At 73.0% G+C, this 18,950-nt stretch carries 22 protein-coding genes and 3 tRNA genes; 13 read left to right on the top strand and 12 right to left on the bottom strand.

Annotated elements, in window-relative coordinates; translation table 11 throughout:
• The first annotated feature begins 15 nt into the window (after nt 1-15).
• The 7 genes from idi (at nt 16) to FXF52_RS04555 (ending at nt 3,329) form a co-directional block, all read left to right on the top strand.
• Nucleotides 16-630, top strand: a complete 615-nt coding sequence (gene idi, locus FXF52_RS04585; protein WP_148793965.1) for an isopentenyl-diphosphate Delta-isomerase — start codon at nt 16-18, stop codon at nt 628-630.
• On the top strand, nt 620-1,618 hold the full coding sequence (locus FXF52_RS04580) for a MerR family transcriptional regulator (RefSeq protein ID WP_148793964.1): 999 nt from the start codon (nt 620-622) through the stop codon (nt 1,616-1,618). Before idi ends, FXF52_RS04580 begins: the two co-directional genes overlap by 11 nt.
• A gap of 77 nt (nt 1,619-1,695) precedes the next feature.
• On the top strand, nt 1,696-2,496 hold the full coding sequence (locus FXF52_RS04575) for a polysaccharide deacetylase family protein (RefSeq protein WP_148793963.1): 801 nt from the start codon (nt 1,696-1,698) through the stop codon (nt 2,494-2,496).
• 143 nt (nt 2,497-2,639) lie between these two features.
• Nucleotides 2,640-2,712: transfer RNA gene (locus tag FXF52_RS04570), tRNA-Glu, on the top strand.
• 33 nt (nt 2,713-2,745) lie between these two features.
• Nucleotides 2,746-2,819: transfer RNA gene (locus FXF52_RS04565), tRNA-Asp, on the top strand.
• Between the two features lie 74 nt (nt 2,820-2,893).
• A tRNA-Phe gene (locus FXF52_RS04560) sits at nt 2,894-2,967 on the top strand.
• A 119-nt stretch (nt 2,968-3,086) separates the two neighbouring features.
• Nucleotides 3,087-3,329 (top strand): hypothetical protein, encoded by a 243-nt coding sequence (locus FXF52_RS04555; protein ID WP_148793962.1) that lies wholly within the window; start codon nt 3,087-3,089, stop codon nt 3,327-3,329.
• Between the two features lie 281 nt (nt 3,330-3,610).
• On the opposite strand, the gene FXF52_RS04550 is transcribed toward FXF52_RS04555, so the two are convergent.
• On the bottom strand, nt 3,611-4,222 hold the full coding sequence (locus FXF52_RS04550; RefSeq protein ID WP_148793961.1) for a hypothetical protein: 612 nt from the start codon (nt 4,220-4,222) through the stop codon (nt 3,611-3,613).
• A 446-nt stretch (nt 4,223-4,668) separates the two neighbouring features.
• On the opposite strand from FXF52_RS04550, the gene FXF52_RS04545 reads away from it, so the two are divergent.
• Nucleotides 4,669-5,184 carry an SRPBCC family protein gene (locus FXF52_RS04545; protein WP_187413322.1) on the top strand — a complete coding sequence of 172 codons (516 nt, stop codon included), beginning with the start codon at nt 4,669-4,671 and terminating at the stop codon, nt 5,182-5,184.
• Nucleotides 5,185-5,245: 61 nt separating this feature from the next.
• Here the strand turns inward: FXF52_RS04545 and FXF52_RS04540 are convergent, their stop codons facing one another.
• Both FXF52_RS04540 and FXF52_RS04535 read right to left on the bottom strand, forming a co-directional pair.
• Nucleotides 5,246-5,953, bottom strand: coding sequence for a DUF2786 domain-containing protein (locus FXF52_RS04540; RefSeq protein WP_148793960.1), 708 nt, complete (start codon nt 5,951-5,953; stop codon nt 5,246-5,248).
• An 89-nt stretch (nt 5,954-6,042) separates the two neighbouring features.
• Nucleotides 6,043-6,432, bottom strand: coding sequence for a hypothetical protein (locus FXF52_RS04535; RefSeq protein WP_148793959.1), 390 nt, complete (start codon nt 6,430-6,432; stop codon nt 6,043-6,045).
• Nucleotides 6,433-6,598: 166 nt separating this feature from the next.
• Here FXF52_RS04535 and FXF52_RS04530 point away from each other — a divergent pair, with 166 nt between their 5' ends.
• Nucleotides 6,599-7,939 carry an ABC transporter substrate-binding protein gene (locus FXF52_RS04530; protein ID WP_148793958.1) on the top strand — a complete coding sequence of 447 codons (1,341 nt, stop codon included), beginning with the start codon at nt 6,599-6,601 and terminating at the stop codon, nt 7,937-7,939.
• A gap of 60 nt (nt 7,940-7,999) precedes the next feature.
• Here FXF52_RS04530 and FXF52_RS04525 read toward each other — a convergent pair whose 3' ends face one another.
• Both FXF52_RS04525 and FXF52_RS04520 read right to left on the bottom strand, forming a co-directional pair.
• Nucleotides 8,000-8,743, bottom strand: a complete 744-nt coding sequence (locus FXF52_RS04525; RefSeq protein ID WP_148793957.1) for an enoyl-CoA hydratase/isomerase family protein — start codon at nt 8,741-8,743, stop codon at nt 8,000-8,002.
• Nucleotides 8,744-8,795: 52 nt separating this feature from the next.
• Nucleotides 8,796-9,653 (bottom strand): 3-hydroxyacyl-CoA dehydrogenase family protein, encoded by an 858-nt coding sequence (locus FXF52_RS04520; protein WP_148793956.1) that lies wholly within the window; start codon nt 9,651-9,653, stop codon nt 8,796-8,798.
• 163 nt (nt 9,654-9,816) lie between these two features.
• Here FXF52_RS04520 and FXF52_RS04515 point away from each other — a divergent pair, with 163 nt between their 5' ends.
• The gene (locus tag FXF52_RS04515; protein WP_148793955.1) at nt 9,817-10,095 is read left to right on the top strand and encodes a hypothetical protein; all 279 of its coding nucleotides are present in this window, start codon (nt 9,817-9,819) and stop codon (nt 10,093-10,095) included.
• 63 nt (nt 10,096-10,158) lie between these two features.
• On the opposite strand, the gene FXF52_RS04510 is transcribed toward FXF52_RS04515, so the two are convergent.
• Nucleotides 10,159-10,935 (bottom strand): bifunctional 2-polyprenyl-6-hydroxyphenol methylase/3-demethylubiquinol 3-O-methyltransferase UbiG, encoded by a 777-nt coding sequence (locus tag FXF52_RS04510; RefSeq protein ID WP_148793954.1) that lies wholly within the window; start codon nt 10,933-10,935, stop codon nt 10,159-10,161.
• A 114-nt stretch (nt 10,936-11,049) separates the two neighbouring features.
• Between FXF52_RS04510 and FXF52_RS04505 the strand changes: the two genes are divergently transcribed.
• Nucleotides 11,050-11,427, top strand: a complete 378-nt coding sequence (locus tag FXF52_RS04505; RefSeq protein WP_148793953.1) for a PPOX class F420-dependent oxidoreductase — start codon at nt 11,050-11,052, stop codon at nt 11,425-11,427.
• A gap of 90 nt (nt 11,428-11,517) precedes the next feature.
• Here FXF52_RS04505 and FXF52_RS04495 read toward each other — a convergent pair whose 3' ends face one another.
• The gene (locus FXF52_RS04495; RefSeq protein WP_007073996.1) at nt 11,518-11,727 is read right to left on the bottom strand and encodes a BldC family transcriptional regulator; all 210 of its coding nucleotides are present in this window, start codon (nt 11,725-11,727) and stop codon (nt 11,518-11,520) included.
• A 253-nt stretch (nt 11,728-11,980) separates the two neighbouring features.
• Entirely contained in the window at nt 11,981-12,820 is an 840-nt protein-coding gene (locus FXF52_RS04490) for a hypothetical protein (RefSeq protein ID WP_148793952.1), read from the bottom strand.
• A 173-nt stretch (nt 12,821-12,993) separates the two neighbouring features.
• Between FXF52_RS04490 and FXF52_RS04485 the strand changes: the two genes are divergently transcribed.
• Both FXF52_RS04485 and FXF52_RS04480 read left to right on the top strand, forming a co-directional pair.
• The gene (locus FXF52_RS04485; protein ID WP_148793951.1) at nt 12,994-14,076 is read left to right on the top strand and encodes a Glu/Leu/Phe/Val dehydrogenase; all 1,083 of its coding nucleotides are present in this window, start codon (nt 12,994-12,996) and stop codon (nt 14,074-14,076) included.
• Between the two features lie 302 nt (nt 14,077-14,378).
• Complete coding sequence (locus tag FXF52_RS04480; RefSeq protein ID WP_073834995.1) at nt 14,379-14,594, top strand: DUF3073 domain-containing protein; 216 nt, start codon at nt 14,379-14,381, stop codon at nt 14,592-14,594.
• Between the two features lie 147 nt (nt 14,595-14,741).
• On the opposite strand, the gene amcA is transcribed toward FXF52_RS04480, so the two are convergent.
• The 4 genes from amcA to purF form a co-directional block, all read right to left on the bottom strand.
• Entirely contained in the window at nt 14,742-14,978 is a 237-nt protein-coding gene (amcA, locus tag FXF52_RS04475; RefSeq protein ID WP_148793950.1) for a multiple cyclophane-containing RiPP AmcA, read from the bottom strand.
• On the bottom strand, nt 14,947-16,050 hold the full coding sequence (gene amcB, locus FXF52_RS04470) for a cyclophane-forming radical SAM peptide maturase AmcB (protein WP_187413329.1): 1,104 nt from the start codon (nt 16,048-16,050) through the stop codon (nt 14,947-14,949). Before amcB ends, amcA begins: the two co-directional genes overlap by 32 nt.
• Before the next feature lie 123 nt (nt 16,051-16,173).
• Nucleotides 16,174-17,328 carry a phosphoribosylformylglycinamidine cyclo-ligase gene (gene purM, locus FXF52_RS04465; protein ID WP_148793948.1) on the bottom strand — a complete coding sequence of 385 codons (1,155 nt, stop codon included), beginning with the start codon at nt 17,326-17,328 and terminating at the stop codon, nt 16,174-16,176.
• A 62-nt stretch (nt 17,329-17,390) separates the two neighbouring features.
• The gene (gene purF / locus FXF52_RS04460; protein ID WP_148793947.1) at nt 17,391-18,947 is read right to left on the bottom strand and encodes an amidophosphoribosyltransferase; all 1,557 of its coding nucleotides are present in this window, start codon (nt 18,945-18,947) and stop codon (nt 17,391-17,393) included.
• Nucleotides 18,948-18,950 lie beyond the last annotated feature (3 nt).

Raw genomic sequence — 18,950 nt, 5'->3', positions numbered from 1 at the left:
ACGAAAGGCCGTCCCGTGAGGTCCCGTGAAGAACACCTGGTCGAGCTGGTCGACGACGCCGGGCACGTGCTCGGCGAGGCCACCGTGGCCGCCGCCCACCAGGCGCCCGGACGGCTGCACCGGGCGTTCTCGGTGCTGCTCGTCGACCCCGACGGGCGGATCCTGCTCCAGCAGCGGGCGGCCGTGAAGACGCGGTTCCCGCTGCGCTGGGCCAACTCCTGCTGCGGTCATCCGCTGCCCGGCCAGTCGCTGGCCGCGGCCGCCAACCGGCGGCTGGCCGAGGAGCTCGGCGTCGGCCCCGTCGACCTCATCGAGGTCGGGGTGTACGTCTACTACGCCGAGGACCCGGCCACCGGCCGCGTCGAGTTCGAGTACGACCACGTGCTGCGCGCCGACGTGCCGGCCGACCTGCCCACCCGCCCCGACCCGGACGAGGTGGCCAGCCTGCGCTGGGTCGACCCGGGCGAGCTGACGGCCGACCTCGACGTCGATCCCCGCGCGTATTCGCCGTGGCTGGGCGGAGTGGTGAGCCGGCTGCTGCGACCGGCGCCGACCGCCGCCGACCCGGCCGGCACGGCGCCGTCCGGTGGGCCGGCCGAGCAGGCACCGGAGCGGCCGGGTGGCCGATGAGGCGCTGAGCGCGGGGGCGGCCGCCCGCCGCCTGGGGGTGGCGGTCACCACCCTGCGCACCTGGCACCAGCGCTACGGTCTCGGTCCCAGCGAGCACGTGCCGGGACACCACCGGCGCTACACGCCGGCCGACCTCGCCCGCCTGGAGATCATGCGACGGCTGACCGTCGACGGGGTGGCCCCGGCCGAGGCGGCCCGCTGGGCCCGGCAGGCACCCGGCACCGTCCCGCCCGAGCCCGGCGCGCGGCTCCGGCGGCAACCCCAGCTCGGCGCGGCCACCGTCGCGCAGCGAGCCGCGGCCGTCGCTCCGCGGGCCGCCCGGGACGGCGGCGGGACGGCCATCCCGGTCGGCCGGGCCGGGCCGGTCGCCCGCGGGCTGGCCCGCGCCGCCATGCGGCTCGACTCGGTCGCGATCGGCGAGACGATCGCGCAGGCCATCGCCACCGACGGCGTCGTGGCGACCTGGGACGGACTGCTCCGGCCGGTGCTCGCCGGGATCGGCGAACGGCACGCCGCCACCGCCGCGCTGATCGAGGTGGAGCACCTGGCGTCCCGGTGCGTCTCCGAGGCGCTCGCCGCAGCGGCCCGATCGCACCCGACCGCCGGCCCGGCCCGGATCCTGCTCTCCTGCGCCGACGAGGAACAGCACACCCTGCCGCTGGAGGCCCTGGGCGCCGCCCTGGCCGAGACGGGGGTGGGCTACCGGATGCTCGGCGCCCGGGTGCCCGTGGCGGCCCTGCTCGAGGCGGTCAACCGGACCGGGCCGGCCGCCGTGGTGCTCTGGTCGCACACCCCGGCCACCGCCGATCCGGACCAGCTCGCCGCGCTGCTCGCCGCCCCCCGCCGGCCGCTGCTGGTGCTCGCCGCCGGGCCAGGGTGGCAGGCCGACACGCTGCCGACGGGCGTGGTGCGGCCGGTGGACCTGACCGAGGCAGTCTCGCTGGCGGTGGCCGTACGGGACTCGCTGGATCCGTCGACCATCGGCTGACGGCCCCTGTCCGATCGGCGCGGCGTCCACTACCGTCGTTGGGTCCGCGTACCCCGACCCCCTCTTCGGGAGCGACGATGCGTCCACGCGCCGCACTGGTGCTCGCCCTCAGCATGGTCCTGCTGGCGGCCGGCTGTGGCAGTGCCGACAAGCCCCCCGCCCAGGCCGGCGGCCCGCCGACGGCGTCGGCCACCCCGGCGCCGCCGGAGCCGCCGAAGCCGACCCCCACGCCGCGGCCCACCCGGACCGCCCCGCCGAAGCCGAAGCTGCGTCCGCTGCCCAAGACCCTGCCCGCCGGGCTGCAGCGCAGGAGCGGCACCCGGGCGGTCGCGCTGACCTTCGACGACGGGCCGGACCCCCGGTGGACGCCACAGATCCTGGACCAGTTGCGGGCGGCCCACGTCACGGCGACCTTCTGCCTGATCGGCACACAGGCCCGGCGTTACCCGGAGCTGGTGGCACGGATCGCCCGGGAGGGCCACCAGCTCTGCAACCACAGCTGGCGGCACGACCTGAACCTCGGCCGGCGGACCGTCGCGCAGATCCGGGCGGATCTGGCACGCACCAACCAGGCCATCCGGGCCGCCGTACCGGACGCCGAAATCAAGTGGTTCCGCCAGCCCGGTGGCCGGTGGACGGCGGAGGAGGTGACCGTCGCGCGCCAGCTCGGCATGCACGCCCTGCACTGGACCGTCGACCCGCAGGACTGGGACCACCCACCCGCGAAGACGATCACCAAGCGGGTGGAGGCGGCGGCGCGCCCCGGCTCGATCGTGCTGATGCACGACGGAGGCGGCGACCGGCGCCAGACCATGGTGGCCTGCCGGCACCTGATTCCCGACCTCAAGCGCCGGTACGGAATTTCCCCACCTCGCTGACCTGCGCTTTCATCCGCCGTTGTGCCGGGGGGCATACCGGTTTGGTCGACCGACGGGGCATGGCATATGCTTCTCATGCCTCCGGCGGGGCCGGATGGGAGCAAGTCCGCTTGAAGTTGCGAGTGTGCAATGATGGCGGGGCCGCCCTCATCGTCTAGCGGCCCAGGACGCCGCCCTTTCAAGGCGGTAGCACGGGTTCGAATCCCGTTGGGGGCACGGTCCGGCTCAGGCCGGATGCAACACCAGCCAGGTCCTGTGGAGCAGTCGGAGTGCTCGCCGCCCTGTCAAGGCGGAGGTCGCGGGTTCAAGTCCCGTCAGGACCGCAAGCGCTGACGCCGCGCCCCTCATGCGCGGCGTTCTGCGTATCGGCCGTGCGGTAGCATGAGCCGAGCAGCACGGCCAGGTAGCTCAGTTGGTACGAGCGTCCGACTGAAAATCGGAAGGTCGGCGGTTCGACCCCGCCCCTGGCCACATAGCCTTTCGCCGGGCTACAACGGTCCTCACCTGCGGAAACGTCGGTGGGGACCGTTTGGCGTCTGGGCCTGCCGTCTGGCCCCCACGGAGGCAGCTTTTGCTGGGATACTGCGGCGATGTTGATGTGGATCGGGCGGGCCGCGGCTCTGCTTGTGGCGCTCGCGTCGACAGTCTTCGGTGTGCTGTTTGTCTACAGCTCTTGGAACGCCTGGGATGGTCTGTCGCCGGATGGGCCGCCTCTCGGCGATGCTGATCGGATCTATGAGGTTGGCATCGCCTTGTTCGGTCTGAGTCTCCTGGCCGGCGGCATCTGGCTCGCTGTCCGAGTCGCCCGCGGCGTGCGTCAGCGCACAGCGTGACCTGAACCCCCGCTTCCGCAGCTCCCTCCAACTCGCTCCCTCACCTCCCACCACTTCCGCCCCTCCCATTCCGGGGGCCTCAGCGGCCCCGTACGGGCCGTTCGGCAACTCCGTCCACCCGTGATGGCCTCCGGCCGTCGTGGCGCCTCTGGAACGTCGAGAACGGGTGAAGCCGTCTCCACCTGGCCCCGGCCATCTCCGGGACTCGTCACCGGGTCACCTCACTGATACCGGCGGCCGCGCGGGGCGGGGCGTGGGGTTCGGGCCGGCTGGACCGTCGGCTACCGCTCCGGTGGCTGCGGGCCGTGCTGACCCATGCCACCCTGGATCGCCTCCCAGACGCTCCGGCCGGCCTGGCGCAGCGTCTCCCCGGCCTGGCCCGCGAGGTGGGCCGCCCCGAACGGCCCCGCCGGCCGTCCGCCCGGTCCGCCGCCGGATCCCTGCTGCTCCGGTCCCGCCGCCCGGGACGGCTGGTCGCCCCGCTCCCCGGACGGCGGGGCACCGGCCGCCTCCGGCCACACGGCCTCGGCCGACGGTCCCGGGGGTTGCTGGCCGCCGGGGCCGATCGGCGGCTCGGGGTGCCGGGTCCCGGCAGCGGGCGGCGGGGGCGCGGGCTTGGCGACCCGCTCGCGTGATGTCCGGCGGGCCTCCACGCCGACCGTTCCGGTCCGCTGCCCGCCCTCGTCGACCCCGGGCGCGCCCTCGCGGCCGGTGAGCTGCCCGGCCGCCCGGTTCACGTCCGCCATGCCGGCGCCCACCGTCCGGGCCAGCGCGTCGATTAGCTGCGGGTTCCCGTCGATGGTGGCCAGCGCCCGGTCCAGGATCCGCACCAGCCGCTCCAGGCGTACCTTGAGCAGCGCCTCCGCGCTCACGCCGGTGACATCCAGCTCCACCCCGGTCAGGCGTACGCGGACCCCGGCGTCGAGTTCCAGCAGGTTCGCCAGCCGGGCGCGCAGCGACAGGTCCGCGTCGAGCCCGTCCGCCGCCAGCCGGAGCTGGTCGACCGCGACCTCCGGGATGTCGAGCAGGACGTCCTGCTCCGACGATTCAGCCCGATGGTTGCGCCGCTCGCTCGGGTCCGGCTCCCGCTCGGGTCGCTCCGCTCTCGCTCATGCTCCCCGCTCCCCGCTGGCCCGGTCCGTCGGGCCGGATCAGCCGCGGATACCCGGTTTCCGGCCGGGCACCCGTCCTGCCCCCGCTGTCCCGCCTCCGCCCTGGCCACGTCCCATCGACCAGCGATCCCCGCTTTCAGCACTGTCAGGAAACCCCTCTCCCGGTGTCGGGAAGCGGGCGCTCGCGAAGCTGCACACCCGGGCATCAGCCGGTATGGTCCGGGCCTATGGGACAGGAGATGGCCGATCCGGATGAGGTTCGTCAGGAATTCGACCGGTTCAGTCTCCGCAGCCGCCTCCTCGCCCCAGCGTCCGCCGAGCTGGCCTTCGCGGTCTTCACCGGGTCGCTGGCCGACTGGTGGGTACGCGAATACACCTGGTCCGGGCCGGAGGCCCTGGCCGACCTGGGGATGGAGCCCCGGGCCGGCGGCATGCTATACGAGATCGGCCCGTACGGCTTCCGCAGCGACTGGGGCCGGGTGCTGACCTGGGACCCGCCCCGGCGGCTCGTCTTCACCTGGCAGATCGGACCGGACCGGGTGGCGGTGCCGGACCCGGCGCGGGCCAGCGAGGTCGAGGTGCTCTTCCAGCCGGCGGGCCCGGAGCGGACCCAGGTCGACGTCGAGCACCGCTACTTCGACCGGCACGGCCCGGCCGCCGAGGGTTACCGCGAGGCGCTCACCGCCGGCTGGCACGAGCTGCTCTGCCGCTACCTGGCCACGGTCGCCCGCACCACGGCCTGACCGCCGCCCGTGCCGCCTCGCGCCAGCGGACCAGAGTCACCGCGGACTCGGGGGACCGGACTCACCGCCCGATGCCCCGGGCCACGGCGCCCCGGCCGGTCACGCCGGTGCCGCCCAGGTCGGCCCGGCGACCCGCCGCCGCACCCGGACCGAACCCGGTGCCGGCGAGCCGGCGGGGCGGCGCCGTACGCAGTCGCGGGTAGACCTCGGCGAGCCGGCGCTGGACCCGGTCGGAGCGGTCGGCCAGCACCAGCGCCGTCGTGGGCGTGCCGGAGTCGGCCACCGCGCCGGCCTCGGCCGCGCGCAGCCGATCCGCCACCACGTGGGCGAAGCCGGCCAGCCAGGTACGCCGGAACGCGGCCGGATGCTCCCCGGCCGGTACGGCAACACCGGCCAACCCGTGTGCGGCCTGCACCAGCAGCGAGGTGAAGAGCAGCTCGACCCGTTCCAGATCACTGGCGAAGCCGAACAGGTGCATCGCGAAGCCGCTGCCCTGCCGGCGTCGTACGCAGCGGCAGCGGAGTGGGTCGGCGACCGCCGCGAGCAGGCCGGCCTTGTCCCGGGCGTACGGGGCGACGACCTCGACCACCCGGTCGCCGACCGGGTCGGTGGCCGGTTCACGGGCGGCGAGCAGCGCCCGGTCGACGCCGTAGCGAGCGATCAGCTCGGTCGCCTTGGCCATGAACGCCGCCGCCTCGGCGGGCGTACAGGCCGGGTCCTCGGCCTGGGCGAGCAGCTTGCGGACCTTGCTCAGCATCGCCTCGGACATGCCCCAGAGCTATCACAGGGGCGGACCCGGTCGGGCGGCGGCGGTCACGGCGCGCCGGCCCAGCCCGGGCGGCGGCCCGGCGGATCCGGTCAGGCCGCCCGGCTGCGCAGCGTGGCGATCGTCGACCCGGCGAGGGTGAGCAGGCAGTCCGGCAGCAGCCCGTCGGCGACCGCGGCGCCGAAGAGCGCCTCGCCGGTGTCGGCGTCGTGGTTGGCGTACGCGCTGACGAACCGGGCCACCCACCGGGTGTCGTAGTCGGCCTGGTCGATCCCGGGGAAGTCGAGCGCGCAGCCGCCCGCCGGGGCGTCGTCACCGACCATCGTGGCCGCCAGGCACCACGCCACCCCGTACGCCCCGGCCAGCCCGGAGCGGTCCACCACGGCGTCGAAGGTGCCCACCACCGCGTCGCCGTCACCGGCCAGCGCCGAGCGGAGCACGGCGGTCGCATCGTCCAGCGTCTGCTGTGCTTCGTCGGTCACCTGCCGAACAGTAGGACCGAGGGTCAAGCGGTGACCCGGGATCGGCCCGGCCATCACGGTGCGTGATATCGGCAGTCGGGCTGCCGACGGAGCCGCCTCCACGGTCCCAAGGGCCGCGCCGGCACGCTAATGTGCGCAGCGGACCTTCGCCGGAGGAAGGACGACAATGCCCGTATCACGCGCGTCGCGCGCGGCCATCTCGATGGCCTGCGCGGCGCTCCTGCTCGCCACCAGCGCCTGCGGGAGCGACCAGCCCGAGGAGGCGACCACCAACACCCAGGTGCGCCTCTACGGCACCGACGGCAACATGCAGAACTCGTACGCGGCCGAACTGAAGGGCCGCGCGGACCTTCTGAACGGCATGAAGGGCACGATCCCGCTCGTGCAACTGCCGGAAAGCTTCAAGGAACGGCTACGCACCGTAGACCCGAAGCTGACCGACTACCTCTACTCCGCCGAGTCGTACGACGCGGTGGTGATCAGCTCCCTGGCCGCCCAACTCGCCGGCACCACCCAGCCGACCGAGATCGCCAAGCAGATCGTCGGGGTGACCAACGGCGGCCAGCGCTGCGAGGACGCGGCGACCTGCCTGCGGCTCGCCCGCACGGGCCAGGACATCGAGTACCGCGGGGTGACGCTGACCCGGGCCGGGTTCACCGACGCCGGCGAGCCGGCCACCGCCAGCTACGCCACCCTGCACTTCGATCACGAGCGGATCAACGACGGCAAGACCGAGTTCGTCGGCGCCGGCGACGAATCGGGGGCGAGCACCAAGACCCCGCCGCCGGGTCGGAAGCAGCGCGACGGCAAGTCGGGCGGGCCGCTGGTCCTCGGCGGCCTGCTGCCGAAGACCGGTGACCTGGCTCTGGCGTACCCGCCGATCGCGGCGGGCGTGGCGCTCGCGCTGCAGGACGTCAACGCCGCCGGCGGTGTGCTCGGCAAGCCGGTGACCTGGATCGACGGCGACGACGGCACCAACCCGGCGATCGCCAAGGCGACCGTGGCCTCGCACGTGCAGAAGGGCGTCCACGTCATCATCGGTGCGGCCGCGTCCGGCATCTCCCGGGCCGTGCTGCCCGACGTGGTGGCCGCCGGCCGGGTGCTCTTCTCCCCGTCGAACACTGATGCCGGGCTGACCACGATCGACGACAAGGGCCTCTACTTCCGCACCGCCCCGTCGGACATCCTCCAGGGCCGGGCCCTGGCCGACGTGATCATGCGGGACGGCCCGCACAAGGTCGCCATCGTGGCCCGCAAGGACTCCTACGGTGAGGGCCTCCAGGAGAACGTCCGCGCCGAGCTGGAGCGGGCCGGCCTGGGCGGCGACCGGGTGAAGCTGCTCTCGTACGAGCTGCCGGCCGACGCGCAGGCGCCGCCCGTGGACTTCTCCGCCGTGGCCAAGCAGGTCAAGGACGACGGGGCGGACGCCGTGCTGATCATCGGCTTCGGCGAGTCGCTGAAGGTGATCACCGCGCTGGACGACGCCGGGGTGCAGCTCCAGCACTGAGCGCGCGACGAGGGCCGCACCGGGCGTACCGGTGCGGCCCTCGTCGCGTCTCGGGCCCGGTCAGCGGGGCCGGCGCCGCTCCAGGAACTCGGTCATCCGGCGGTGCTTCTCCTCGTCCTCGAAGAGCACCGCCTGGCTGAGCAGGTCGAGCTGCGGGTGGGCGGCGGCCGGGGCGTCCACGGCCAGCTTGGTCAGCCGGAGCGCCAGCGCCGAACCCTTCGCCATCTCGTCCAGCAGGCCGTGCGCGGCGGGTAGCAGCTCCGCCGGCTCGGCCACCACCCGGTTGACCAGCCCGATCCGTAGGGCCTCGTCGGCGTCCACCCGGCGGCCGGTGAAGAGCAGTTCCTTGGCCCGGGCCTCCCCGATCAGCGCCGGCAGCCGGTAGGTCGCGCCGGCGCCCGCGAGGATCCCCAATCGCACCTCGGGCTGGCCGAACACCGCGCGCGCCGTGCACACCCGCAGGTCGCAGGCGTACGCCAGCTCGGCGCCCCCACCTAGCGCCGGGCCGTCCACGGCGGCCACGGTCGGCATCGGGAGCGCCCGGATCCGGGCGAAGGCGGCCTGGTTGATGGCGGCCAGGGCGTCCAGCCGGCCGCGTTCGCGGAGCTGGCCGATGTCCGCCCCGCCGGCGAAGATGCCCTCCGTTCCGCCGGTGAGCAGCAGCAGCCGGGGCCGCGCCTCCAGCTCGGCGCAGACCGCGTGCAGCTCGGCGATCAGGTCGGCGTCGATGGCGTTGCGCTTCTCCGGCCGGTCCAGCGTCACCACCAGCCGGTCCGGCAGCTCCTCGATCCGCAGGCCGCTCACTCTGCCAGCCTTTCGTTCGCGACTGCGGGGCTCGCAAGCTCACTCCTCGCGCTCACCGCTTCACCCCGCCTTCCCACGTGTAGAAGCCCTGGCCGGACTTCTTGCCCAGCTTCCCGGCGGCCACCATCTCCACCAGCAGCGGCGGCGGCGCGAAACGGTCCCCGTACGCGGCCTGGAGGGTGCGGGCGATGTCGAGGCGGACGTCCAGCCCGACCAGGTCGGTCAGCTCCAGCGGGCCGACCGGGTGCCGGTAGCCGAGCACCATCGCCTTGTCGATGTCGGCGGGGCTGGCCACCCCGTCGGCCACCATCCGGATCGCCTCCAGCCCGAGGGTGACGCCGAGCCGGGAGGTGGCGAAGCCGGGCATGTCGCGTACGACGACGGGGTCCTTGCCCAGCCGGCCGGCGAGCGCGACGGCCGCCTCGGTGGTCCCCGGCGCGGTGGCCGGGCCCACCACGATCTCGAGCAGCGCCATGGCCCAGACCGGGTTGAAGAAGTGCAACCCGAGGAAGTCGGCCGGCCGGTCCAGCCCCTCGACCAGGTCGGCGATCGGGATGCTGGACGTGTTGCTGCCGAGCAGGGCGGGCCGCCGCGCCTCGGCCTCCCGCAGCACCGAACGCTTGAGGTCGAGCCGCTCCGGAACCGCCTCGACGATCACGTCAGGCCCCTCGGCGACCTCGCCGAGCCCGGCCCGCAGGGTGACCCGCGCCCGGTTCGCCGTCGCCTCCTCGGCGGTCAGCTTGCCGCGCTGCACCCCGCGCTCCCACAGCTCGCCGAGGCGCTGCACGGCGCCGGCGCCGCGGGCCGCATCCACCTCGACCAACTCCACCGCGTAGCCGGCGCCGGCCGCCACGTACGCGATGCCGAGGCCCATGGTGCCGGCCCCGACGACCACAAAACGACCACTCATGACGTCCCCTCGCCGCGGGCGACGCGCGGGGTCTCCGCCGCGCCGGCCCGCACACTCCGCTCGTTCCTGGATGCGACCCTATGCAGGGCCGGCCCGGGCGGCGTGCGTGGGGGCGCGCCGGATCGGGTACGACGGCCGTCGAAGCCGAGAGGGAAGGACCGAGATGAGCCAGGCACCGGAGAGCACGGAGACCGTGGAGACCCGCGGCGACGAGCGGGTGGACCTGCTCCGCGCGGACACCAACCAGGACGGGCGGACGGACGTGTGGGTGGCGGACACCGACGGCGACGGGACGGCCGACCTGTTCCAGTTCGACACCGACGGTGACGGCAAGGTGGACATCACCATGGTCGACATCGACGAGGACGGCACCCCGGACGAGGTGGTCGACGGCGACGGCGGCCTCCCGCCGGAGCAGCACTCCCCGACCGTCCAGGTGTGAGGTGTGCGGACGGGCCCCTTGTCGACGCCGCGCGACTGCCGGGGCCCGTCCTTACCCCCGCGCTCAGGCCAGCTTCAGCGTGGCCAGGTAGTACGGGCGGTCCCGGTCGTCCACGTCGACCAGTCGCCACGGCGAGCCGTGGACCAGCTCGGCCAGTTCGTCGACCGAGCACACCAGATAGTCGAACCACTCGGTGCCGAGCAGCCGGTAGCGCAGCCGCAGCCGGAGCTGGCCACCCAGCCGGCCCCGCCGCCGGTTGCGCTCGTGGTAGCCGGTGTGCACCGGGTCGGTGGTGCCGTACGGGTCGGTGCCGTGCGCGATGACCTCGGCGCCGGGACGGGCCAGCGCGGCGAGCGCGGCCAGGAATCCGGGTGCCCGCTCCCGTCCCTCGATCAGCCCGAGGTTGTTGCCGAGCAGCAGGAATGTGTCGTACCGGTGGCCGTCGGCGACGTGCTGGTCGACCGTGCCGTGCACGAGGTCCCGTACGCCCCGGGCGCGGCAGACCCGCAGCGCGCCGGCCGAGGTGTCCAGCCCGGTCGCCGGGACCCCGCGCTGCTGCAGGTGCAGGGCGATCCGTCCGGCGCCGACCCCGACGTCCAGCACGTGGCCGCGCACCCGGTCCACGGCCCGGTGGTCGTGCGGCTGCCACGCCTCGGGCGGGTCCAGGTAGTGCTGGGCGGGGGCGCCGTTGACCAGGCCGTCGTCCCGCTCGATGATCTCGATCACCGGCCGGGGCAGGCGCCCGCCGGCCAGTGGCCGGGGTCCGACCCCGGTCGCCACCGCGTACGCGTCGCGGATCATCTCGCCGAACACGTCGCCAATCGTGGGTTCCCCGGTCACAGGCGCTGTCTCTGTTCGCGACTGCGGGGCTCGCAGACCCGGCTCGCTCCTCGCGCTCACGGCGATCACGCTATCCGGACTCGGCCGGGCTGTCGCGGCCGTATCCTGAGCGGCGTGACCGACCTGGACCGCCTGGCGGCGGAGAAGTACGTGCTGCTCACGACCTTCCGCAAGGACGGCCGGGGAGTGGCGACGCCGGTCTGGGCGGTGCGGGACGGCGACGCGCTGGCGGTGTGGACGGCGTCGGACTCCGGCAAGGTCAAGCGGATCCGGCGGAACGGCCAGGTGACGGTGGCCCCGTGTGACGTCCGCGGCCGGCCGCGCGGCGCGGCGATGCCGGGGCACGCGACGATCTGCGACCTGGTCGAGACCCGACGGATCCGCGGGCTGCTGAAGCACAAGTACCGCATGATCGGCCGGCTCAGCCTGCTGGGCAGCCGGCTGCGCCGCGGCGAGCGGGGCACCGTGGGGCTGCGCGTCATGCTGGACTGACAAACCCCGGACACGATTAAGGGCGGCGGATCGACGCTCGCGCGTACGTCCGGCCGCCCCTGATCGGAACGCCTGAAAGGCGTCCGGTGGTCAGTCGCCCTGGCGCTGCTGGGGGATCTGCCCCTGCAGCAGGGCTCGAACCTCCGACTCGCGGTAACGGCGGTGGCCGCCCAGGGTCCGGATGGCGCTGAGCTTGCCAGCCTTGGCCCACCGGGTCACCGTCTTCGGGTCGACACGGAACATCGACGCCACCTCGGCCGGTGTGAGTAGCGGCTCTGGTTCGTGCGTTCGCGATGCCATCGGGGTCACTCCTCCACATGTATAGACATCGGCCGGGGTCCCGCCGGCCGACGCGTCTCCCATGGTCCGGCTAGTCCCCGATGTCCGACATGGGCCGAACGGCTGAAGGTCCCTAGACGGACGGATGAACCATGCCCGATTTTTACGACTTTTACGCCGCAGAAAGTACCTTATTGGGACTCATGATCACGGTTCGTGATGCGTCAACTACGAGACACTCTCGCATCGAGAGGCCCCCATCAGACAATTCGGGCTAGTTGCAGCGTTCCAGCAACTGCACCGCCCGCCACCGGGCGACGAGCTTGTCGTACGCCGCCGACGCCTCCTCGGCCTCGCCGCGGGAAAGCCCGGCCAGCCCCGTCGCGACCAGCTCGGTCGAGTCGTCGGCGGCCAGCGTCTCGTCCGGCAGCAACTGCACCAGGCCGCCGTAGTCCAGCTCCACCACCGAGCGCGGGTGGAACTCCTCCAACCAGCGGGCGGCCTCCTCGACCGCCTCGGTGATCGGGGCGTCCCCGACCGACTTGCGCAGTACCGACAGCGCCCGGGACGACCGGCGACGCGCCTTGGAGATCTCCGTCCGGTAGCGCAGCGCGCGCCGGTCCGGCTCGGTCACCAACTGCCGCTCCTGCCGGTCGAAGAGCACGAACCAGCGCAGCGGCACCCCCCAGGTGGCGATCTGCTCGTGCACCCGGGGCACCCCGTGCTCCAGCACCCGCGCTCCGCTGCGCCAGTCGTCCACCACCGCCTTGGCCTGCCCGGCCAGGGTCGGCGGAACGAACGCGTCGGCCAGCACCGACGGCACCCCGTCCCGGGCGCTCAGCGCCGCCTCCGCCACCCGGATCCGCAGGTTCCACGGGCAGACCAGCAGCGTGTCGTCGGTCTCCAGCACGTACGCCTCGTCCGGCAGATCGGGCAGCCGGGTCCAGCCCGCACCGAGCGCCTCGATCACCGCGGTGCGCTGTCGGACGGGACCCTCCAGCGGGGCGACCGCCCGGCCCTCGTTGACGTACCGGCGCCAGAACGACTGGCGGTCGCGGTCGAAGGCGGTCAGCGGCTCGTACACCCGCAGGTAAGAAGCGAAGAGCGACGGCACGGGGCGATCCTCCCACGAGACGGGACCCCTGCGTCCCCGGCGTGACGGGGGGCCGTGACGTGCACGACAGTACGGTTCCGGCCGATATTAGGCTCACCAGCGCCGGCACCATCCCGCCGGCACGCCACCAGGTCCGCGCCCCACAAGGACGCACACCGACACAGGAGTCAACAATGGGCGTATTCGCCAGCACCGAAGACCCGGGATCCACCGGTCACGAACAGGTCGTGTTCTGCCAGGACACGCAGTCCGGCCTCAAGGCGATCATCGGGATCTACTCCACCGCGCTGGGCCCCGCGCTCGGCGGCACCCGGTTCTACCCGTACGCCAGCGAGCAGGAGGCCCTCGCCGACGTGCTCGACCTGTCCCGGGGCATGGCGTACAAGAACGCTCTCGCCGGCCTCGACCTCGGCGGCGGCAAGGCCGTCATCTGGGGCGACCCGGAGCAGATCAAGAGCGAGGCGCTGCTGCGCGCGTACGGCCGCTTCGTGGAGTCCCTGGGCGGGCGCTACTACACCGCCTGCGACGTCGGCACCTACGTCGCCGACATGGACGTGATCGCCCGGGAGACCCGCTACGTCACCGGACGCAGCGTGGAGCACGGCGGTGCCGGCGACTCCTCGATCCTGACCGCCTGGGGCGTCTTCCAGGGCATGCGGGCCGCCGCCGAGCACGTCTGGGGCAGCCCGACGCTGTCCGGCCGGCGGGTCGGCGTGGCCGGCCTGGGCAAGGTCGGCAAGTACCTGACCGGGCACCTGCTCGGGGACGGGGCCGAGGTTGTGGCGACCGACGTCAACCCGAAGGCGCTGGAGTGGGTGCGCGCCACCCACCCGCAGGTCGAGCTGGTCGACGACAGCGCCGCCCTGATCGCCTCCGACATCGACGTGTACGCCCCGTGCGCGCTCGGCGGCGCCCTGAACGACGACACGGTGCCGGTGCTGCGGGCCAAGGTGGTCGCCGGCGCGGCGAACAACCAGCTCGCCCACCCGGGCATCGAGAAGGTCCTCGCCGACCGGGGCATCCTCTACACCCCCGACTACGTGGTGAACGCCGGCGGCGTGATCCAGGTCGCCGACGAGATCGAGGGCTTCAACTTCGAGCGGGCGAAGCTGCGGGCGACCCAGATCTACGACACCACCCGGGAGATCCTGCGACTCGCCGACGCCGAGGGCGTGCCGCCGGCGGTGGCCGCGGACCGGCTCGCCGAGCGCCGGATGGCCGAGGTCGGCCGGCTGCGGACGATCCACCTGCGGTGAACGTCACGCCGGGGGCGGGGCACCGTTCCGCCCCCGGCTCGCGCGGCGCGGCATGCCGGCGTTAAGCTGGAAAATGGAGCGCTTCGCGATGGTTTGTCCGGTGTCACGGCCAGTCACGGCACCCACTCCTTACCGGGTAGACTTTGTGACGGCCGGATCACTGCGACGCGCAGGGCCGGCTGACGGTAACCCGAGGTGCCGAACGATGGCATCCCCATGTACCGTAAGAGCCACGAGAGATGCCTGACGTCATCGGGGCCCGCCTTCGGGCTGCCCCGCATTCTGTGCGAGGGGGTCGAGCCATGGGGCGCGGCCGTGCTAAGGCCAAGCAGACAAAGGTGGCCCGGGAGTTGAAGTACCACTCCCCGAACACCGACCTCGCCGCCTTGCAGCGAGAACTCGGCGGCAGCGGCAAGTCGGACCACGACTTCGACGACGACTACAAAGAGTATGTCGACGACGATGACGAGGACCACGCGGACGACGACCCGGACACCTGGGCCCGTCCGACCCGCTGACCTCCGGTCACATCTGAGCACGCGGTAGCCCCCGCGTGCTCACGCATGTGCTCAGCGGAAGCCGGCGTACCGACCGACGATCAAGGACCTGCCGCACCGGGCCACGCCCGGGCGCACCGGCAGGTCCTTGATCGCGGACGCTCGGCGTCAGCGCGGCCGGTTGTTCCAGTTGTAGAACGTCGGGATGTTCTCGAAGTGGTTCCACGCGCACACCGCGCTGGCCCCGTCTCCGCCCGACACCTCCGCCCGCAGCAGGCGCGCGGCCTCGGCCTCGTGGAGCAGAGCGGTCAACCCCACGGCGGCTTCCCGCACCCGGTCCGCCACCGGGTCCGGTGCGGCTTCCCCGACACGCTCAGGCTGCCGGCGACTCGTGGTCTCGGGCATGCTCCAACACTCCCTCCAGTAGGCGGATCTTGCTGTTGCGGCAGTGCTCGGTCTCCGTACCGTCGAAACGCCCCAGCTCGAAGTAACGGTTGGCGGCGTGCCCGCCGCCGCAGAAGCCGAAATAGGGGCAGGACGACCGGCACCCCTCGACGCCGGCCAGGAACTCACCCACCCAGGGCGTACGCCCCGCACCGGCGAGGATCTCGGCCAGCGGGGTGGTCAACACGTTGCCGCTGCTGAAGTCCCCGTACCGGGGATCGGTGAAGCCGGCCAGCTCCGGGGAGAGCACCACCACCGAACCGTCATGGGCGACGGTGGGGATCGGGTCGAGCTGGCGGGGCAGCAGGTCGTCGGCCGTGCCGGCCAGGACCGCTCCGGCGTACCGCAGCGACCATTCGACCTCGCGCAGGTGGATCCGGGGATCGCGACGCCACGCGCCCACCAGCTCCGCCCAGAATCCGGTCACCGCGGCGGCCTCCCGGGCGTTGCTCCGGGTGTTGACCCCCTCGGTCTCCTCGATGTTGACGCCGAGCACGTCGCAGCCGAGGTCGAGGAAGTAGTCGTACAGCTCGGTGGCCAGGCCGGGGGCGGGCCGGGACACCACGGCGAGGGCCGAGAAAGGCAGCCCGTGCCGGCGCAGCGCCGCCACCCCGGCCAGGATCCGGTCGTACGCCGGGCGGCCGCCCCGGGTGACCCGCTCACCGTTGCGCTCCCGCGGCCCGTCCACGCTCACGCTTACCCGGATGCCGTGCTCGGCGAAGAACGCGCACCAGGCGTCGTCGATCAGCGTGGCGTTGGTCTGGACGTGGTGTTCCACCTCGGGGTCAAAGGGGGCCAGCAGGGCCGCCAGGTGCTCCCGACCGGCAGCCAGGGGCTCCCCGCCGTGCCAGACCACGGAGAACCGCCCCGCGGCCGCCCACGGGTTCACCGAAGCCGCCACCGCCTCGGCGACCGCGACCGGCATCCGCCGGTCCACCGCCCGCATCGGCAGGTAGCAGTAGGCGCAGTCGAGATTGCAGAGCGTGGTCGGCTGCATCACCACGTACGAGGGGACGGCGGCGATGCCGCGCATCCCCGGATGCGTACGAGCAGCCATCAACCCTCCCCCGTCAGCCCGAAGTGCCCTTCAGGCTAGGCGGCGCTGGCTACTCGGGTGAACCCCCGATCAGGTGCCCGGATGATCACCGGAACGTGATCACCCGCGGGTGTGGTGCCCGATCATCTGCACGTTGCCGGAGCCCTCGATGATCTCGCCGGCCTGCCAGGCGTCGACCCCACGGCCGGTCAGGGTGGCCAGCGCGCGGTCGGCGTCCTCGGCGGAGACGATGGCGAACATGCCGACGCCCATGTTGAACGTCGCCTCCATCTCCGGGTCCTCGATCCGGCCCTTGGACTGGATCAGGTCGAAGATCGGCTGCGGCTTCCAGGTGGAGCGGTTGACCACCGCGTCGACGTGCTCCGGCAGGATCCGGACCAGGTTGCCCGGGATGCCGCCGCCGGTGACGTGGGCCAGCGACCGCACCTCGGCCTCGGCGATCAGCTTGAGGCAGTCCTGGGCGTAGATCTTGGTGGGGGTGAGCAGCTCCTCGCCGAGGGTCCGCTGCCGGCCGAAGTCCTCGATCACCACGTCCAGCCGCATCCGGCCGGCGCCGAGCAGCACGTGCCGGACCAGCGAGTAGCCGTTGGAGTGCAGGCCGGAGGAGCGCATCGCGATCACGACGTCGCCCACCTCGACCCGCTCGGGGCTGAGGATCTCGCTCTCCTCCACCACGCCGACACCGGTGGCGGAGATGTCGTACTCGTCGGGACGCAGCACACCCGGGTGCTCCGCCGTCTCGCCGCCGAGCAGGGCGCAGCCCGCGTACCGGCAGCCGTCGGCGATGCCCGCGCCGATCTCGGCGACCTTGTCCGGCACGACCTCGCCGGTGGCGATGTAGTCGAGCAGGAACAGCGGCTCGGCGCCGCAGGCGACCAGGTCGTCGACCACCATGGCGACCAGGTCGATGCCGACCGTGTCGTGGATGTCGAGCTGCTGGGCGATCACCAACTTGGTGCCGACCCCGTCCGTGGAGGAGGCGAGGATCGGGTTCTTGTATTTCTTGGTGTCCAGCCGGAACAGGCCGGCGAAGCCGCCCAGGTCACCCAGGACCTCCGGGCGCCGGGTCTGCTTGACCTTGGACTTCAGCAGCTCGACCGCGCGGTCGCCCGCCTCGATCGACACCCCGGCGTCCGCGTAGGAGACCGAGCGTTTGCGCGTCGTGCGGCTGGTGCCGGCCGTCCAGGGCTGGCGGTCGCCGCCGGCGCCCGACGGGCTGGTTCCTGCGCCGCTGCGCTCGGACACGTGCGTCACGGGTTCTCCCCTTTGTGGTTCTCGCGGGCCGCCGTTGCGGTGAGCGACCCGCGTCGGAGGTGCTATGGCTGGTGGGTAGCGGCCGACGGCTTCAGGTCGGGGCGCGCCTCCAGACGCGCCGAGCTGAAGTTGTCGCTGAGTTCGGCGGTGGCCTCGGCGGCGACCCGCCGGCCCACGCCTTCGAGCACGTGCTTGCCGATCAGGTGCCCGGCCGGCAGTTCGATCGGGTACTCCCCATCGAAGCATGCCCGGCAGAGCCGTGTCTTCGGCTGCTCGGTCGCGGCGATGAGGCCGGCAAGCGAGACGTAACCCAGCGTGTCCGCCCCGATCGACCGCCGGATGCCCTCGTTGTCCAGCCCGTTGGCCAGCAGCTCGGCCCGGGTGGCGAAGTCGATGCCGTAGAAGCAGGGCCAGCTGACCGGCGGGGAGGAGATCCGCACGTGGACCTCCAGGGCGCCCGCCTCGCGCAGCATCCGCACGATGGCCCGCTGGGTGTTGCCGCGAACGATCGAGTCGTCCACCACGACCAGGCGCTTGCCCCGGACGTTCTCCCGGAGCGGGTTCAGCTTGAGCCGGATGCCGAGCTGGCGCAGCGTCTGCGACGGCTGGATGAAGGTGCGCCCGACGTACGGGTTCTTCATCAGGCCCTGGCCGTAGGTGATCCCGGACTCCTCGGCGTAGCCGATGGCGGCCGGGGTGCCGGACTCCGGCACCGGGATCACCAGGTCGGCCTCGACCGGGTGCTCCCGGGCGAGCTGGCGGCCGATCTGCACCCGGGCGGAGTGCACGTTGCGCCCGGCGATGGTCGCGTCCGGGCGGGCGATGTACACGTACTCGAAGAGGCAGCCCTTCGGCTCCGGCGCGGCGAACCGGGTGGACCGCAGCCCGTCCTCGTCGATCGCGATCAACTCGCCGGGCTCGACCTCGCGGACCACGCTCGCGCCGACGATGTCCAGCGCGGCGGTCTCGCTGGCGACCACCCAGCCGCGCTCCAGCCGGCCGAGCACCAGGGGACGCACCCCGTGTGGGTCGCGGGCCGCGTAGAGGGTCGACTCGTCCATGAAGACGAAGCTGAACGCGCCGCGCAGCTGGGGCAGCACCTCCAGCGCGGCCGCCTCGACCGAGAGATCCGGCCGGCTGGCCAGCAGCATGGTCACCAGCGAGGTGTCGTTGGTCGAGCCGTCGGAGTCCATGCCGCGCGCGGCCGCCTCGCGCTGGAGCTCGGCGGTGTTGACCAGGTTGCCGTTGTGGGCCAGCGCGATCGTGGTGCCGGCACTGGTCGCCCGGATGGTCGGCTGGGCATTCTCCCAGGTCGAACCGCCCGTGGTCGAGTAGCGGGCGTGGCCGATCGCGACGTGCCCGCGCAGGCTGGCCAGGGTCGGCTCGTCGAACACCTGGGCCACCAGGCCGAGATCCTTGTAAACCACCACCCCCGAGCCGTCGCTCACCGCGATGCCCGCGGCCTCCTGGCCACGGTGCTGCAGGGCGTACAGCCCGAAGTAGGTCAGGTTGGCGACCTCCTCCCCGGGGGCCCAGACGCCGAAGACGCCGCACGCGTCCTGGGGGCCGGGTCGTTGGGGGTCAAGGTCGTGGCTCAGCCGGCCATCGCCTCGGGGCACCTG

This window comes from Micromonospora sp. MP36, from assembly GCF_008119785.1.
Taxonomy (GTDB): Bacteria; Actinomycetota; Actinomycetes; order Mycobacteriales; family Micromonosporaceae; genus Micromonospora.
Note: the sequence above shows the minus strand (reverse complement) of the source record. Positions and strands in the feature narration are given on the sequence as shown.